Source organism: Gordonia sp. NPDC003425 (assembly GCF_053588635.1).
The window spans coordinates 1-16,112 of record NZ_JBSFQI010000013.1; the positions used below are offsets into that span (position 1 = coordinate 1).

At 68.3% G+C, this 16,112-nt stretch carries 14 protein-coding genes; 7 read left to right on the forward strand and 7 right to left on the reverse strand.

Going from position 1 to position 16,112, the window contains the following annotated elements; genetic code table 11:
* Window positions 1–78: 78 nt before the first annotated feature.
* Window positions 79–1,071: a stage II sporulation protein M gene (locus ACWDTD_RS15125; protein ID WP_449747944.1), complete on the reverse strand. Its 993-nt coding sequence runs from the start codon at window positions 1,069–1,071 to the stop codon at window positions 79–81.
* A gap of 233 nt (window positions 1,072–1,304) precedes the next feature.
* Here ACWDTD_RS15125 and ACWDTD_RS15130 point away from each other — a divergent pair, with 233 nt between their 5' ends.
* Window positions 1,305–3,002 (forward strand): DUF222 domain-containing protein, encoded by a 1,698-nt coding sequence (locus ACWDTD_RS15130; protein WP_449747945.1) that lies wholly within the window; start codon window positions 1,305–1,307, stop codon window positions 3,000–3,002.
* A 59-nt stretch (window positions 3,003–3,061) separates the two neighbouring features.
* Entirely contained in the window at window positions 3,062–3,904 is an 843-nt protein-coding gene (locus ACWDTD_RS15135) for an RDD family protein (protein ID WP_449747946.1), read from the forward strand.
* A 34-nt stretch (window positions 3,905–3,938) separates the two neighbouring features.
* On the opposite strand, the gene ACWDTD_RS15140 is transcribed toward ACWDTD_RS15135, so the two are convergent.
* A complete protein-coding gene (locus ACWDTD_RS15140) occupies window positions 3,939–5,138 on the reverse strand; it encodes an acyl-CoA dehydrogenase family protein (RefSeq protein WP_449747947.1) in 1,200 nt (399 codons plus the stop codon).
* A gap of 72 nt (window positions 5,139–5,210) precedes the next feature.
* Here ACWDTD_RS15140 and ACWDTD_RS15145 point away from each other — a divergent pair, with 72 nt between their 5' ends.
* Complete coding sequence (locus ACWDTD_RS15145) at window positions 5,211–5,543, forward strand: TfoX/Sxy family protein (RefSeq protein ID WP_449747948.1); 333 nt, start codon at window positions 5,211–5,213, stop codon at window positions 5,541–5,543.
* Window positions 5,544–5,567: 24 nt separating this feature from the next.
* Here ACWDTD_RS15145 and leuS read toward each other — a convergent pair whose 3' ends face one another.
* Window positions 5,568–8,501, reverse strand: coding sequence for a leucine--tRNA ligase (gene leuS / locus ACWDTD_RS15150; RefSeq protein WP_449747949.1), 2,934 nt, complete (start codon window positions 8,499–8,501; stop codon window positions 5,568–5,570).
* A 71-nt stretch (window positions 8,502–8,572) separates the two neighbouring features.
* Between leuS and ACWDTD_RS15155 the strand changes: the two genes are divergently transcribed.
* Window positions 8,573–9,151, forward strand: a complete 579-nt coding sequence (locus tag ACWDTD_RS15155) for an SdpI family protein (protein ID WP_449747950.1) — start codon at window positions 8,573–8,575, stop codon at window positions 9,149–9,151.
* A 36-nt stretch (window positions 9,152–9,187) separates the two neighbouring features.
* Here the strand turns inward: ACWDTD_RS15155 and ACWDTD_RS15160 are convergent, their stop codons facing one another.
* Together ACWDTD_RS15160 and ACWDTD_RS15165 are read right to left on the reverse strand one after the other, a co-directional pair.
* Window positions 9,188–9,799, reverse strand: coding sequence for a DedA family protein (locus tag ACWDTD_RS15160; RefSeq protein WP_449747951.1), 612 nt, complete (start codon window positions 9,797–9,799; stop codon window positions 9,188–9,190).
* A 106-nt stretch (window positions 9,800–9,905) separates the two neighbouring features.
* Complete coding sequence (locus ACWDTD_RS15165) at window positions 9,906–10,580, reverse strand: YqgE/AlgH family protein (protein WP_449747952.1); 675 nt, start codon at window positions 10,578–10,580, stop codon at window positions 9,906–9,908.
* Between the two features lie 36 nt (window positions 10,581–10,616).
* On the opposite strand from ACWDTD_RS15165, the gene ACWDTD_RS15170 reads away from it, so the two are divergent.
* Complete coding sequence (locus tag ACWDTD_RS15170; protein ID WP_449747953.1) at window positions 10,617–12,014, forward strand: MFS transporter; 1,398 nt, start codon at window positions 10,617–10,619, stop codon at window positions 12,012–12,014.
* Here the strand turns inward: ACWDTD_RS15170 and ACWDTD_RS15175 are convergent.
* Window positions 11,981–12,547 (reverse strand): hypothetical protein, encoded by a 567-nt coding sequence (locus ACWDTD_RS15175; RefSeq protein WP_449747954.1) that lies wholly within the window; start codon window positions 12,545–12,547, stop codon window positions 11,981–11,983. The genes ACWDTD_RS15170 and ACWDTD_RS15175 overlap by 34 nt on opposite strands.
* A gap of 42 nt (window positions 12,548–12,589) precedes the next feature.
* Between ACWDTD_RS15175 and ACWDTD_RS15180 the strand changes: the two genes are divergently transcribed.
* Complete coding sequence (locus tag ACWDTD_RS15180) at window positions 12,590–13,681, forward strand: aminotransferase class V-fold PLP-dependent enzyme (RefSeq protein WP_449747955.1); 1,092 nt, start codon at window positions 12,590–12,592, stop codon at window positions 13,679–13,681.
* 4 nt (window positions 13,682–13,685) lie between these two features.
* Window positions 13,686–14,603, forward strand: a complete 918-nt coding sequence (locus tag ACWDTD_RS15185) for a diacylglycerol/lipid kinase family protein (RefSeq protein WP_449747956.1) — start codon at window positions 13,686–13,688, stop codon at window positions 14,601–14,603.
* On the opposite strand, the gene ACWDTD_RS15190 is transcribed toward ACWDTD_RS15185, so the two are convergent.
* Entirely contained in the window at window positions 14,597–16,060 is a 1,464-nt protein-coding gene (locus tag ACWDTD_RS15190) for a CCA tRNA nucleotidyltransferase (protein WP_449747957.1), read from the reverse strand. The genes ACWDTD_RS15185 and ACWDTD_RS15190 overlap by 7 nt on opposite strands.
* Window positions 16,061–16,112: the final 52 nt, after the last annotated feature.

Here is a 16,112-nt window from a genome sequence, read left to right on the forward strand (position 1 = left end):
TCGCAACATCCAGATTTCCGGAGACCAGGGGCGCCTTACGTCACCGACACGCCGGTCCGCTGACCAGGCATTGCCCGCTCAACCTTGAAGAGCCGCGTATCCGCGTTCGGATTCGGTGAGATCACCGGTCTCACCGTCGTCATGGGCCCGGCGGCCGAGCACGAAGACATAACCGAGGAATCCCAGCCACACCACCACGCCGATCGCGATCCGCGCCCACGTCGGCAGACCCGACGGGGTCACGAAGGCCTCGATGAGCCCGCTGATGAGCAGCAGGCCCACCAGGCCGAGCGCCACCGCGATCGCCTCGCGGCCGCGGCGGGCCAACGACTCCGTGCGCGTCTGCTCGCCGGGCGACACCCAGGCCCAGAACACACGCAGACCCACCCCCGCGGCCACGAACAGACAGGTCAGTTCGAGCAGGCCGTGCGGTGCGATGAGCCCGAAGAACAGGTCGCCGCGGCCGTGCCGGATCATGATCGACGCCACGATCGAAACATTGAGGATGTTGCTGTACAACATCCAGATCACCGGCAGACAGAACACCCCCAGCGCGATGCACAGCACCGCGAGCCGGAAGTTGTTCGTCCAGACCTGAAACGCGAACGCCGACGCGGCATGTTCGCTGTAGTAGCTCTCGAAGTCGTTGTCGACCAACTCGTTGATCTCGGCCGGCGAACCGAGACTGCGTTCGACGTCGGGGTGCGCCAGCAACCACCAGGTGACCGCGACCGCGAACCCCACCGACACGGCCATCACCGACACCCACCACCACCGCATCGCGTAGAGGGCCGCGGGAAACGTGCGAGTCAGGTACCGGCCCACCTGCGACCAGGTGGACGCGGTGGTGCCCGCCGACCGTGAGCGGGCCCGGGCCAGCAGCGCCGACAGGTACCCCACCAGGGCGGCGTCGGGTGCGGTGGACCGGATCACCGACAGGTGGGTTGCGGTGCGCTGGTAGATGTCGAGGATCTCGTCGGCCTCCGCGCCGGTGAGTCGACGGCGACGCGAGAGTTCGTCGAGCCGATTCCAGGTGGGCGACTTGGCGCGTACGTAGGCGTCGAGATCCACCCGCCCAGACTAGCGGCGTCGCCGCGCGGAAGGGATCGCTCCCGCCCGAACGTCATTCGTGTGGAGCAGCATCCGCCGCCGGCAGACGGAGTGACGACCTTGCCCCCAGCCCGTGAGATGGTCGGCACCTGAGGTGATCGCTGTCGGCGACGCAAACGTCCGGGGTGTGATACTGTAGAACATACGTTCGATACTTTGGGTTGGGGGGTGAGGACGGGTTGGGGGGTGAGGATGTGTCGGCGACACCCGAGGTGATCACCCGGTTGCATGCGGTGCTCGATGAGATCGCCGCCACCGACGTGACCGCGTGGAATGACGACGAACTCGTCTCCGCGGCCACCGAACTCGAACGGGCTCACCACAGGATTCCGGCGGTGGGCAGCCGGGCGCTGGTGGAGATCTCTGATCGTGATATCCCTCGCAAACGCGGATTCCGCAGTGTGATCGCGTTCTTCTCCCACGCGCTGCGCATCACCGAACCGGTTCGCCGTAAACGGCTCCTCGAACACACCGCCCACTTCCATTCGGCCACCGGGCAACTGTTGGCACCGTCGTGTCCGACGTTGGCCGAGAAGTGCGCCGACGGCAGCGCCGGGATGGCCCACGCACTGGTGGTGCTCGACGTCCTCGACAAGATCCCGGCTGCAACGCCACACGACGTCACCGTCGCCGCCGAGCAGACGATGAGCAACTACGCGGCGACGCTGAGCCCGTCGGAATTGAGCCAGGTCGGGGCGCGGCTACTCGCCCACCTCGATCCCGACGGCCAACTCACCGACGACAACGACCGCGCCCGCCGTCGCAATCTGTGGCTCAACCGCCAAGACACCCAGTTGATGTCGAAACTCAACGGTCACCTCGACCCGCAGACCCGAGCCATGTTCGACGTGGTCCTCGACGCGTGGGGAAAGCCGGGCCTCAACAATCCCGACGACGACGCATCGCCACGAGGACCCGTCGGGGATGCCGACCCCCGCCAACTCGCCGACGCCGCAGGCCGCGACAACCGCTCACAAGCACAACGCAACCACGACGCGCTCCACGCCCTGCTCACCGCGGTACTCGCCGACGGAACGCTCGGCAAGAGTCACCGGGGACTGCCCGCGCACGTGATCATCAAAATCGACGAGAAAGACCTCCGCCGCCACGCCGGACTGGGTACCACCGCCTCCGGGGCGCTGCTACCGATCTCCGACGTCATCACCATGGCCGCCCGCTCACAGCAGTACCTGGCCGTGTTCGCCGACCACACCGCGGTGCCACTGTATTTCGGACGGTCACGTCGACTCGCCTCCCTGGGACAACGATTGGCGTCATTCGCCTCCGAAGGCGGCGAGATGTGTTCGGCACCCGACTGCACCCAACCGGCCACCCGCGTGGAAATCCATCACGCCCGCAACGACTGGGCCGACGGCGGACTCACCGACATCGACTCCCTGAAACCGGCCTGCCCCAAACACAATCCCATGGTCGGCCCCAACCCCGGCCAATACACCACCCGCATCATCGACGACGGCCCCGACACCGGCCGCGTGGCCTGGCAACTCAACACCCACCCCGGCATGCCCGCCAACCCCGAACACATCAACCGCCACCCCGACATCGGCACCGTCTTCGCCGAGACGTTGGATGCGGTTCGAGCCGACATCCACGGCCCACCACAGCAAGATTCGCCACCCGAGAAGGGTGTGCCACACGAGCAGGACTTGCCACCATACGATCCGGCGTCAACAAACGATCCGCCCGATCAGTCGTGGCAGGGCCCGCCAGATGAACCCAGATCGCCGGATGGGTTCACACAAGAATACGAATCCACGGTGGAATCCGCGCTGAAAATCTCACTGATCACACACGAATACACCCACGCCCACCTCACCTACATTCGCACCAACGAGGGAACCGACATAGTGCGCATTCACCACGCCAGCTGATTCCAAGGCACCGCGCAGAAGGGGTCGTGACGGTCTGAGGGTCATTCGCGTGGAGCAGCATGTACCGCTACGCACCGTACGACGTTACGCTGATCGTCATGTATCCGTCGGCGACGGTCGGGGTCGGCCGCAACGATCTCGTGTCCGGTGAGGCCGTCGCCCTCGATCTGCCCGCGGCCTCGCTCGGTCTGCGCATCTTGTCGGGGCTGATCGACGTCGTCGTGTCGGTGCTGATCCTGATCCTGTTGACGTGGCTGTCGTTCCGATTGGCGTTCGGAGTCGACACCGCGCTGCTCTACGGATTACTTTCGCTGTCGTCGATGGTGGCGTTGGTCGCCATTCCCACCACCCTGGAAACCGTGACGCACGGAAAGACGTTGGGCCACTACGCGCTCGGCCTGCGGACCGTTCGCGACGACGCCGGGCCGATCCGTTTCCGCCATGCACTGACCCGCGCGCTGGTGGGCGTGGTGGAGATCTACATGATGTTCGGGGTGCCCGCACTCGTGTGCGCCGCGGGCAGCCGCCGGGGCAAACGTGTGGGCGACCTGGTGGCGGGCACCTACGTGATCCGCGACCGTTTCACCCTGGTACTCACCGACCCGGTGCCGATGCCGACCGCGCTGGAATCGTGGGCGCGCACCGCCGACATCGCCTCGCTGCCGGATCATCTCGGACTGCTACTGCGGCAATTCGGCCAACGCGCACCCGGCCTGCGGCCGGAGTCCCGCGACGCACTCGCCGTCCGGCTCACCTTCGCCGTCGCACCGTTCGTTGCTCCCGCCCCGCCACCGGATGCCCCACGCAGCGATGTGCTGTTCGCCATCGCCGCCGAACGCCGACGACGCGACGCGCAACGCCTCGATCACGAGGACCGGTTGCGTGATCGCCTGCTGCGCTGACCGATCCCGGGCCGCAGACCCATCGAGGGTCCCGCTACTTGAGGTCGGCGCTCGACTTGCCGAGCAGGCGCCGCGCGATGATCAGCTGCTGGATCTGCTGGGTGCCCTCGAAGATGTCGAGGATCTTGGCGTCGCGGGCCCACTTCTCCAGTAGTCCGGTCTCGGAATAGCCTGCGGTGGCACCGATCTCGACGGCCTTGTTGGTGATGTCGGTGACGGTGCGCCCGGCCTTGGCCTTCGACATCGACGCCTCCAGCGAGTTCGGCTGCTTGTTGTCGGCCATCCACGCCGCGCGGATGGCGAGCAACCAGGATGCCTCCCAATCGGATTCGAGTCGGATGAAGTCGGCCACCGCCGCATGCTGTGCGGCCGCGGGCTGGTCGTAGTCGATGGTGTGCCCGGCGCTTTCGATGAGGCTGCGCAGTTCCTCGAGCGCGGCGCGACCCACCCCGATCGCCATCGCGGCGACCAGCGGGCGGGTATTGTCGAAGGTCTGCATCACACCGGCGAAGGCCTTCTTGGTGTCCACCTCCGGGGAGCCCAGCAGGTTGTCGGCGGGCACCCGGGCGTTCTCGAAGCGAAGCACGGCCGTGTCGGACGCCTTGATACCGAGCTTGTGTTCCAGGCGCACCACGGACACACCCTCGGTGTCCATGGGGACCACGAAACTCTTGATGGCGGCCCGTCCGGCGCTCTTGTCGACGGTGGCCCACACGACGACGTGGTCGGCGCGGGAGCCCGCGGTGACGAAGATCTTCTCACCGTTGAGGACATACTCGTCGCCGTCGAGGGTGGCGGTGGTCGACACGGCCGCCGAATCGGACCCGAAACTCGGCTCGGTGATCGCCATCGACGCCCAGACGTCGGAGAACCTCTCGAGCTGCTCGGGATTGGCCACCGCGGCGATCGCGGCGTTACCCAGACCCTGTTGCGGGATCGACAGCATCAGGGCGACGTCTCCCCAGCTCATCTCCACGCCGTGGAGCACGCCGCGGATGTTCGCGCCGTTGACCACGCCCGCCTTCGGCCCCGACGATTTGTCCGCGGCGTCGGCCTCACGTGCCTTCGCGCGGGCCTGCGCGGCCAGTTTGCCCAGCTCGTCGAGCTCCTTGGGGTACTCGTGCTCAGCCAGGTCGTAGGTGCGTGAGATCGGCCGGAAGAGGTGCTCGGCCGCCAGATGCGCCTGCTCGACCGCGGAATCGTACTTCTTCGGGAGCTCCAGGTTGATCGCCATGCGCACATCTTACTGTTGAGTAAGTTCTTTTCCAAGCCCCGGCTTCCACACACGGCGGTGCACAATCGACAGGTGGCCTACGACGAGGACCTCGCACACCGGATCCGGGCGCTGCTCACCAGCGAGCCGGACCTGCGCGAGAAGTCGATGTTCGGTGGGCTGGCGTTTCTGGTGAACGGCAACATGGCGGTCGCCGCCAGCGGCCACGGCGGACTCATGGTGCGGGTTCCCGCCGAGATCACCGAGTCGCTGCTCGAACACGCCCACACCGAGCCGATGATCATGTCCGGAAGACACGCGCGAGGGTGGCTGCGCGTCTCGGCCGACGGCATCCGCACCGAACGCCAGCTGCGCCGCTGGGTCACCATCGGCGCCGACCACGCCCGCAAACTGCCACCCAAGTGACGCCGACGAGCACCCGGCCCGGCGTCAGGGAACGACGTTGACCATGCGGCCGGGCACGACGATCACCTTGCGCGGCTCGCCGTCGAGGAGTGCCACGATCTTCGCGTCGGCCAGTGCGACCGCGCGCACCGTGGCCTCGTCGGCGTCGGCGGGAACGGTCACGCGGCTGCGCACTTTGCCCTTCACCTGGATGGGGATCTCGATCGAATCCTCCACCAGCCACTGCTCGTCGGCCACCGGGAACGGACCGCGCACCAGCAGTTCGTCGTGGCCCAGGCGCGACCACAGTTCCTCGGCGATGTGCGGGGCGAGCGGCGCCAGCATTAGCACCAGCGGTTCGACGGCCGCGCGCGGGGCACCGGACTCGAACTGCTTGGTGAGGTGATTGGCCAGCACGGTCAGCTTGGCCACGGCGGTGTTGTCGCGCAATCCGCCGAAGTCCTCGCGGACGCCGGCAATCGTCTTGTGCAGCAACCGAAGCGTCTCATCGTCGAGTGCGTCGTCGGTGACCCGCACCGCGCCCGACTCCTCGCCGACCACCAGTCGCCAGATGCGCTGCAGAAAGCGTTGCGAGCCAACGACATCCTTGGTGGCCCAGGGCCGCGACTGATCGAGCGGACCCATGAACATCTCGTACACGCGCAAGGTGTCGGCACCGTAATCGGCGGCGATGTCGTCGGGGGTCACCGAGTTCTTGAGCGACTTGCCCATCTTGCCGTACTCCTGGGTCACCTTCTCGTCGCCGTAGAAGAACCCTCCGTCGCGTTCGGCGACCTCTTCGGCGGGCACGTAGATGCCGCGTGAATCGGTGTAGGCGAAGGCCTGGATCATCCCCTGGTTGAACAGCTTTCGGTACGGCTCGCGGCTGGTGACGTAGCCCAGGTCGAAGAGCACCTTGTGCCAGAACCGCGAATACAGCAGGTGCAGCACCGCGTGTTCCACGCCGCCGATGTAGAGGTCGAGTCCACCCGGATCGTTCTCCCCGTGCAACGCCGGTCGCGGACCCATCCAGTAGGCCTCGTTCTCCTTGGCGCAGAACTCCTTCTCATCGGTCGGGTCGATGTAGCGCAACTGGTACCACGAGCTTCCCGCCCACTGCGGCATCACGTTGGCGTCGCGCCGATAGGTCTTGACGCCGTCGCCGAGATCGAGTTCGACGGTGATCCACTCGGTGGCCTTGGCCAGCGGCGGGGACGGCTCGCTGTCGGCGTCGTCGGGGTCGAAGGACACCGGCGCGTAGTCGTCGACCTCCGGAAGCTCGATGGGGAGCATCGATTCGGGCAGCGCATGGGCGTGCCCGTCCTCGTCGTAGACGATGGGGAACGGTTCGCCCCAGTAGCGTTGCCGCGCGAACAGCCAGTCCCGCAACTTGTACTGCACGGTGCCGTGGCCCGCGCCGTGCTGCTCGAGCCACTCGATGATCGCGGCCTTCGCCTCATCCACCCGCATCCCGTCGAGGAACCCCGAGTTCACGGCGGGACCGTCACCGACGTACGCCTTGTCGGCCACGCCGTCGGCGGAGCCGATCACCTCGACGATCGGCAGGCCGAAGGCCGAGGCGAACTCGTGGTCGCGGGTGTCGTGGGCGGGCACCGCCATGATGGCGCCGGTGCCGTACCCCATCAGCACGTAGTCGGCGATGAACACCGGAACGGCCTCGCCGTTGACCGGATTGGTGGCGAAGGTGCCGGTGAACACACCGGTCTTCTCCTTGTTCTCCTGCCGTTCGAGATCCGACTTGGCCGCGATCGACGCGCGGTAGGCGGCGATGGCCTCGGCCGGACTCGCCGCCGCCCCGGTCCACCGCTCGTCGGTGCCCGCCGGCCACTGCGCGGCGGTGAGACGGTCGACCAGCGGATGCTCGGGGGCGAGCACCATGTAGGTGGCGCCGAACAGGGTGTCCGGGCGCGTGGTGAAGACGTCGATCACCGCGTCGGCGCCCGATTCCGGACCGCTCGCTGCACTCCCGGCGCCGGGAATACCGGGTACCGGGAACCCCACCTGCGCGCCGCGGGAGCGACCGATCCAGTTGCGCTGCATGGTCTTGACCTTCTCCGGCCAATCCAGCAGATCGAGGTCGTCGAGTAACCGGTCGGAGTAGGCGGTGATGCGCATCATCCACTGCCGCAGGTGCTTACGGAAGACGGGAAAGTTGCCGCGGTCGCTGCGCCCGTCGGCGGTGACCTCCTCGTTGGCCAGCACCGTGCCCAGTCCGGGGCACCAGTTGACCAGCGAATCACTCAGGTAGACAAGCCGATAGGAGTCGACGACGGCTGCCCGATCCGTCGTCGACAGCTCAGCCCACACTCGCCCGTCGTCGAGTGGCCTTGCGCCGGAATCGAATTCGGCGATGAGCTCGTCGACGCGGCGCGCGCGGCCCGCGTCCTCGTCGTACCAGGCGTTGTAGATCTGCAGGAAGATCCACTGCGTCCACCGATAGAACGAGACGTCGGTGGTGGCCACCCGTCGCCGCTCGTCGTGGCCGAGGCCCAGGCGCCGGATCTGGCCGAGATACCGGGAGATGTTGGCTTCGGTGGTGGTGCGCGGGTGCGTGCCGGTCTGCACCGCGTACTGCTCGGCGGGCAGCCCGAATGAATCGAAGCCCATGGTGTGCAGGACATTCTTGCCGATCATGCGCTGGTATCGGGCGAAGACGTCGCTCGCGATGAAACCGAGGGGATGCCCGACGTGCAGTCCGGCGCCCGACGGGTACGGGAACATGTCCTGCACGAACAGCTTGTCGGGTGCGTCGGGTCCGCTGCCGTCGAAGGCACTCATGTCGCCGGCCAACGGGCCCACCGGGTTGGGGGCCTCGTAGGCGTGGCGGTCCGCCCACTCCCGCTGCCAGCGCGCCTCGATCTCGCCGGCCAGTTCTGCGGTGTACCGGTGTCCGGGCGTCGTCGCGGCGGAGCCGTCGGCGTCGGCGGGGGTGGTCGAGGAAACGTCGGCAGTACTCACGCCACCAGGGTAATTCGTGCGATCGGGCCACCGAAATCGACGTCACGTGCGGGCCCTCGTATGGTGATCGGGTGAGTGTCGTGTCGATCGTCGTGGCGATCTGCGCCTTTGTGCTTGCCGCACTCTGGGCGGTGGTCGGTGTGCTCGGGCTGCGCGGTGCGCTTGGGCGTAACCGGTGGTTCGGGGTGCGCGCCGATTCCACCATGCGCTCGGCCGACGCGTTCCGGGTGGCCAACCGTGTGGCCGCGCCGGGAACCCTGGGTGCCGCGGTGATCCTCGCCGCCGGCGGCATCCTGACGCTCGTGGTCGACAGCGGATGGTCGATCGTCTTCGGCCTGGCCGCGTTGTTCGCCGGTGTGGTGCTGGTGGGAGCGGTGAGCGGCTACGCCGTGCATGCGGCCGACTCGGTACCCGATCCGGGCGGCGACGACGGCTGCGGCTGCTGTTCGGGGGACGACCACGGCGGCGTCGCCGGCGCAGGCATCGACCCCGCGGGCATCGATCACCCCGCCGGCACCTCACGCGCGGACTCGCAGGCTCCGACGCCCGCATCGGACTGCGGCACCGACAGTTGCGCGTCGTGCACGCTGCGCGGCATCTGCTCCGCCGACGACGCACCGAGCGGGCTCGAACGCCGAACCCAGGCCTGACCCCGGCCTGACGATCCCGGCATTCACCCGCCGGGTCTACCCAGCCGATCTCCGTCGCCGCCACCAGCGCACTCCGTACCAGCCGACGACGAGCACCACGATGGCCACCACCACGTAGGCCAGCACCGACGCTCCGATGGCTGCCCCCGCGAAATAGCCGACCAGTAGGACGGCGGTCGCCCAGCTGACCGCGCCTATCGCGTCGGCCACCCCGAACCGTGTGAATCCCATCCCGGACATGCCCGCGATGCGGGGCATGATGGTCCGCACATAGCCCACCCATCGGCCCGCCGCGACCATCAGGACACTTTCCTCGACCCGGCCCCGCGCCCGCTCCCACCGGTCTTCGCCGAAGCGACGCCCCAGCGACGATTCCATCAGGCGCGGTCCGCCCACCTTCCCGAACAGGAAACCCGCCGCGTCACCGGCAACCGCGCACACGCACGTCACCGCGATGAGCACTCCGATGTTGGCCGGCCCGACCGCCGCGGCCACACCTGCCGCGAGCAAGAGTGCCTCGCTGGGCATGATGAGTCCGGCAAACACCACCGCCGTCTCGAGGAACACCGCTCCCCCGGCTATCAGGTACACCGCCCACACCGGCACCGACCTGACCTGGTCGATCAACCAGTCGGCGATGTGGTTCACCGACACCACGGTATCGGGTGTGCGGGACAGAAGTGGGCGTCCCCGGTTCTGGCCGACCTCGGTCCTGGCTGACGCCGGTCCTGGCCGACGTCGGTCCTGGCCGACGTCAGTTCTGGCTGACGTCGATCGGGTGGGTGGCCAGCAGCGGCATCGGCCACGGTTGGCGGCGCAGCACATCCGACCACACATCGCGGGTGGCGGGTGCCAGCAGGTCACGCGGCAGTGCCGACGCGAGCAGCCAGCTGTCCTGTTCGAGTTCGGCGTCGAGCTGCCCGATCCCCCATCCCGAATATCCGGCGTAGACGCGCACACCCTCGAGAACCTCGGCGAGTTCGTCGGGGTCGCCGTCGAGGTCGACGAGCACCACCCGGCCCGACACCGGACGCAGCGCGCTGAACGGTTCGCTGTCCACACCGTGGCGCATCACGCCGAGACACAGCGCCGCATCCTGCTTCACCGGCCCGCCGATGAACAGCGCCTGCGGCGTGGCCGACAGGTCGGTCCACTGCGGCAGCAGGTTATGCACCGCGGTCTGGCTCATCCGGTTGAGGATCACGCCGAGGCTGCCCGCATCGTTGTGCTCGATGACGTAGATCACCGTCCGCGCGAAGGTGGGTTCGTCGAGATCGGTGGACGCGATCAGCAACGTGCCCGGGCGCACCCGGTTCGCCGACTCGATGTCGCGGGCCGATCCGGACGCGCCAGGATTCTCGCCCGGCCCCTCGGGGGTGTCCGGGGGAAATTCGTCTGCGCTGTCACCGCCGCCCACAAAGACCATCATCGCATGCCGAGCCGTCCCCGTCGGTACTCTTATCCGGTGACCTCCCGTTCGACCGAAGCCGATCCGGAGACGGATGGCCGGTGGCGGGTATTCGTCTCGTCGCTGCGCAATTCGCCCGGTCTGCCGCGGCTGCTGGCAGTACGGCTCGCCAGCCAGCTCACCGACGGCATCTTTCAGGCCGCCCTCGTCGGTGGCGTGCTGTTCAATCCCGAACGCCACGCCGATCCGGTGGCGGTGGCCGGCGGAATCGCGGTGCTGCTGCTGCCCTACTCGCTGATCGGGCCGTTCGCCGGCGCACTCCTCGATCATTGGGATCGGCGGGCTGTTCTGCTGTACGCCAACCTGATTCGTGGTCTCCTCATCGGTGTGGTGGCGCTGGCGATCGCCCGCGGCGCACCCGACATGGTGGTGCTGTTCGGCGCGCTCGCGGTGACCGGGGCCAGTCGTTTCGTCTCGTCGGGCCTGTCCGCGGCGCTGCCCCACGTGGCCGAACGTGACGTCATCGTGGCGACCAATGCGTTGTTCACCACCCTGGGCGGCGCCATGCTCTCGCTGGGCGCCGTGCTGGCGGTGGGAGTGCGCGGGATGGTGGGCTCCGACAACAACGGCAGCGCCATCACGATGCTCGCCGGGATTGCGTTCGCGGTGATCGCAGCGGCTCTCGCCCACCGCTTCGCGCGGCTGCAACTGGGTCCCGATCATCCCGACGACCCGGGACGGTCGGCGGCCCACGCGGTGGCGGTGGGACTGCTGCACGGGGCGCGCGCGGTGGCCCGGTGCCGCCCGGTGGCGGCGGCGCTGAGCGCCATCGGCGCGCACCGCCTGGTGTTCGGCCTGAACACCCTGATGATTCTCGTGTGGGCGCGGCATTCGGGTTCCGGCGACGGACTCGACCGGGTGAGCATGGTCATCGGTTTCACCGCCGCGGGCGCGTTGCTCGCCGCGTTCGTCACTCCGGTCGCCGTGGACCGCATCGGCCGACGCCCGACGCTGATCGCCGCGCTGTCGGTGGGTGCCGTCGCCGAGCTGACGCTGCTGTCGTTCTCCATGCCGGTGTTCTGTGCGGCGGCATTCGTGCTGGGACTCATCGGGCAGGTCACCAAGCTGTGCGGCGACGCCGCGATGCAGGTCGACATCGCCGACGAGGTGCGCGGGCAGGTGTTCTCGGTGCAGGACGCGGTGTTCAACATCGCCTACGTGGGCGCCGTCGCCATCGCGGCATTCGTGATCGCTCCCGACGGCCGCTCCGCCGCACTGGTCGGTGTGGGGGTGGGAATCTACCTGGTCGGCGTGCTGGTGGTGCGTCTGCTGCACACGCCGCCGCACCGCGATCACCCGCACTACCGCGGCGCGCATCCGGCGCCGCACCCGACCGGATCGGACGCTCTCGCGCACGACGATCATCGCCGGAACTCCGGGGCATCGGCGTCGTAGCCGACGTCGGCGTCTCCGTCGCCGTCCCGGTCGACGAGGACGGTGTCGAGGACGCCGTCGCCATCGGTGTCGAGGTACAGACGCCGGGCACGCGCGGTGTCGGCGGTGCCCACCATCTCCGCGTCCACGCGGCCGTCACCGTCGGTGTCGACACGTTGGTGCCGCTCGGCAGGCGGCGTCTGGGGTCCAGGGGTCTGGGGTGCCGGGAGTCCGCGCCCCGAACCCGGCCTGTCGGGACCCGGTGACCCGGGGTCGAGCGCCACATCCCATACGCCGCGGCCCGAATCGCGGTAGTAGTGGTCGCCCGCCCCGTCGTCGTCCACGTCGAGGGCCACCACGTCGGCGATCGCGTCGCCGTCGGAATCCCAGAGCACGTCGTCGGTGATCCCGTCGCCGTCGAAGTCGAGACGCACACCGTCGAACGTGCCGTCACCGTCGACGTCGACATCGGCCACGCTCGACCAGCGGCTCAACGATCCGTCGCCCGTGCCGAACACATACTCGATCATCAAATCCATGTCGGTCAGACGCATCCGGGCACTCCCGGGGTTCCCGATCGCGGTAGGTTTTGCCCTATGTATGTGAGTGACCTCGGCGAGCAGTTTCACCGGGCGCGCATCAACCCGGCCGTCACCCACCTCGACTCGGCGTCGGCCGGGCGGTCGTCGAACGCCGTGATCGGCACCATCTCCGCGCACCTGTGGCGCGAGGCCGAACGCGGATCGTATGTCGCCGCCGACGACCGGGCCGCCGAGATCACCCGCGACAAACGCGATCTGGCCCAACTCATCGGCCACACCAGCGACGAACTCTCCTTCCGGGAGAGCGCGCGGGCGGCCCTGCGCGCGCTGCTGACCCACTGGAGCCTGCCGGTGTCGTCGACGGTGTGGGTGGCCAAGAACGAGTTCGGTCCGAACCTGGTGGAGTTCGAACGCCGCGGATACGGGGTGCGCGCGATGCCCGACGGCGACGTGTACGGCCACGTCGACACCGACGCACTGGAGAACATGCTGCAGTTCGAGCAGCCCGACTTCATCCACGTGTGCCAGATCGGGTCGATGTCGGGTGCGGTGCAGCCGGTCACCCGCATCGTGGAGATCGCCCACGCCGCGGGAGTGCCGGTGGTGGTCGACATGGCCCAGTCCGCCGGCCACGTACCCACCGTGACCGGGGCCGACGTCGTCTACGGAACCAGCCGCAAATGGCTGACCGGTCCGCGCGGCGTGGGATTCGTCGCGGTCCGCCGCGACGCGCTGCGCCACGTGGACATCGACAGTTCCGAGGCATTCGTCGCCGGGCGGCTCGGACTCGGGGTGGCGGTGTCGGAGATCCTGCAGACCGGGCAGCAACGGGTGTTCCGCGAACTCGCCGCCATCGGCCGCGCGGTTCGCGAACGCCTCGACGGCATCGGGAGCTGGGAGGTCCGCGAGCCGATCGACGAACCGTCCGCACTCGTCACCCTGGCGCCGCCGCCCGGATGGCAGTCCGCCGACGTCCACGCGGCGCGCGACAAACTCTTCGACATCGGCATCCTGGTGACCGCCGCCGACTCCTGGCGCGCCCCACTCGCCGGTGACGAACCCGTCCTGCGGATCAGTCCGCACCTCGACGTGACACGTGGGCAACTCGACGACCTCGCCGACGCCCTGCGCACGATGGGCTACTGATCCCATGTCCGATTTCTCGCATGTCACCGTCATCGCGAATCCGACCTCACGGCACGGCGCGGGGCGGCGCATCGCGGCCCAGACGGCCCACGCGCTCACCGCACGCGGTGTGAGCTTCGAGCTCCTGATGGGCGAGACCAGTGACGCCACCGCAGATCTGGCGGGTAAGGCCGCGCGTACCGACACCGATGCGCTCGCGGTGATCGGCGGTGACGGCACGTTGCGCGTGGTACTCGAAGCGGCGATGGGCACCGGCACCCCGATCGGATTGATCCCCGCCGGCAGCGGCAACGACACCGCGCGCAATCTCGGCATCCCGCTCGACGACGTCGACGGCGCGATCGACATCATCCTCGCCGGACGGTGCCGCTTCCTCGATCTGGGCCGCGCCACCTTCGCCGACGGCACCACCGCCGTGTTCGCCACCATCGCCGCCACCGGATTCGACGCCGCAGTGGCTGCCCGCGCCGGGGAAATGTCTTGGCCCAGTGGACAATCCCGCTACACGGTGGCCGCACTGCGGCAGCTGCCCGCACTCAACAACCACCACTACCAGGTGCGTGTGGACGACGCCGAACTCGAGGAAGACGTGGCGTTCACCGCGATCGCCAACACCACCTCCTACGGCGGCGGACTACCGATCGCCCCGGACGCCCGCATGGACGACGGCCTCTTCGAGATCACCGTGGCGCTGCGTCCCCGGCACTTCGCCCGTTTCGCCTTCGCCCGGGCGCTGGCCCGGCTCCGCGCGGGAAAGCACTCCGATCTCCCGATGGTGCGCACCCTGCGCGGCCGGGAGGTGGAACTCTACGGCGACCCGCCGGCCGAGGTGTCACTCGACGGTGATCTGCTCGGCACGCTGCCCGCGGTGTTCGACGTGGTACCGCGGGCCACCCGCATCCTGGCGCCGACGGCTCACTGATCGCCGCGCTGCGCCCACCACTCGCGCAGCGCGTCGACGGCCTCCTCGTGCGACAGCGGGCCGCGGTCGAGACGCAACTCCTTGAGATACCGCCACGCCTGACCCACCACCGGCCCGGGCGGCACGTCGAGCAACTCCATGATCTCGTTGCCGTCGATGTCGGGTCGCACCCTCTGCAGATCCTCGGCCGCCTGCAGGTGCGCGATGCGCTGCTCGAGATGGTCGTAGTCCTGCTGCAGCCGACGCGCGCGCCGCTTGTTACGCGTGGTGCAGTCCGCGCGCACCAGCTTGTTGAGTCGGTCGAGCAGCGGCCCGGCGTCGTTCACGTAGCGGCGTACCGCCGAATCCGTCCACCGGCCCTCCCCGTACCCGTGGAACCGCAGATGTAAGAAGACCAGCGTGGCGATGTCCTCGGTCACCGCCTTCGGATACTTCAGCGCCCGCAACCGCTTGCGCACCATCTTGGCGCCCACCACCTCGTGGTGATGAAAACTCACGCCGCCGTCGGGCTCGTGGCGGCGGGTGGCCGGTTTGCCGATGTCGTGGAGCAGGGCCGCCCACCTCAGCACCAGGTCGGGGTCACCCTCCTCGAGGTCGATCGCCTGCGCCAGCACCGTCAGCGAATGCTGGTAGACGTCCTTGTGCTGGTGATGCTCGTCGATGGTGAGTTTCATCCCCGGCACCTCGGGCAGCACCCGCTGCGCGAGCCCGGTCTCCACCATCACGTCGATCGCCTCGATCGGGTGGTCACCGAGGATCGTCTTGTCGAGTTCGGTGCGCACCCGTTCGGGCGTGATGCGCTCGATCTGCCCGCTCATCTCCGCGATCGCGTCGAACACCCGCGGGGCCGGCGAAAACCCCAGCTGGGAGACGAAACGCACCGCCCGCAGCATGCGCAGCGGATCGTCGTCGAAGGATTCCTGCGGCGTGGCGGGTGTGTCGATGATCCCGGCCAGCAACGCGCTCATCCCGTCGAGCGGATCGTGGAAGTCGGCGGGTCCGTCGGGGCCGATGGCCACCGACATGGCGTTGATGGTGAAGTCGCGTCGCACCAGGTCGCCGTCGAGGGAATCACCGAAGGTGACCTGCGGGTTGCGGCCCACCCGGTCGTAGGTGTCGGCGCGGTAGGTGGTGATCTCGATCATCATGTCGCCGCGGCGTGCGCTCACGGTGCCGAATTCGATGCCGGTGTCCCACACGGCGTCGGCCCACCCGGCCAGCAGTGCCGTGATGGCATCGGGACGGGCGTCGGTGGTGAAGTCGAGGTCGTTGCCCAGACGACCGAGCACCGCGTCGCGCACCGACCCGCCCACCAGGTGGAGTTCGTGCCCGGCGGCGGCGAATCGGGTACCCAACGGAACCAGGATGTCGGAGAGCGCTTGCAGCGACACCGCCGCCGCGGCGAGCAGCCGGGTACGGCGCTCGATCCGCTGATCGGCTGATGTCGGGTCGGTCACGGCTCGCCAGCCTACGGCACTGGGCAAACGCAAGGTGACCAGCAGCTAGCAT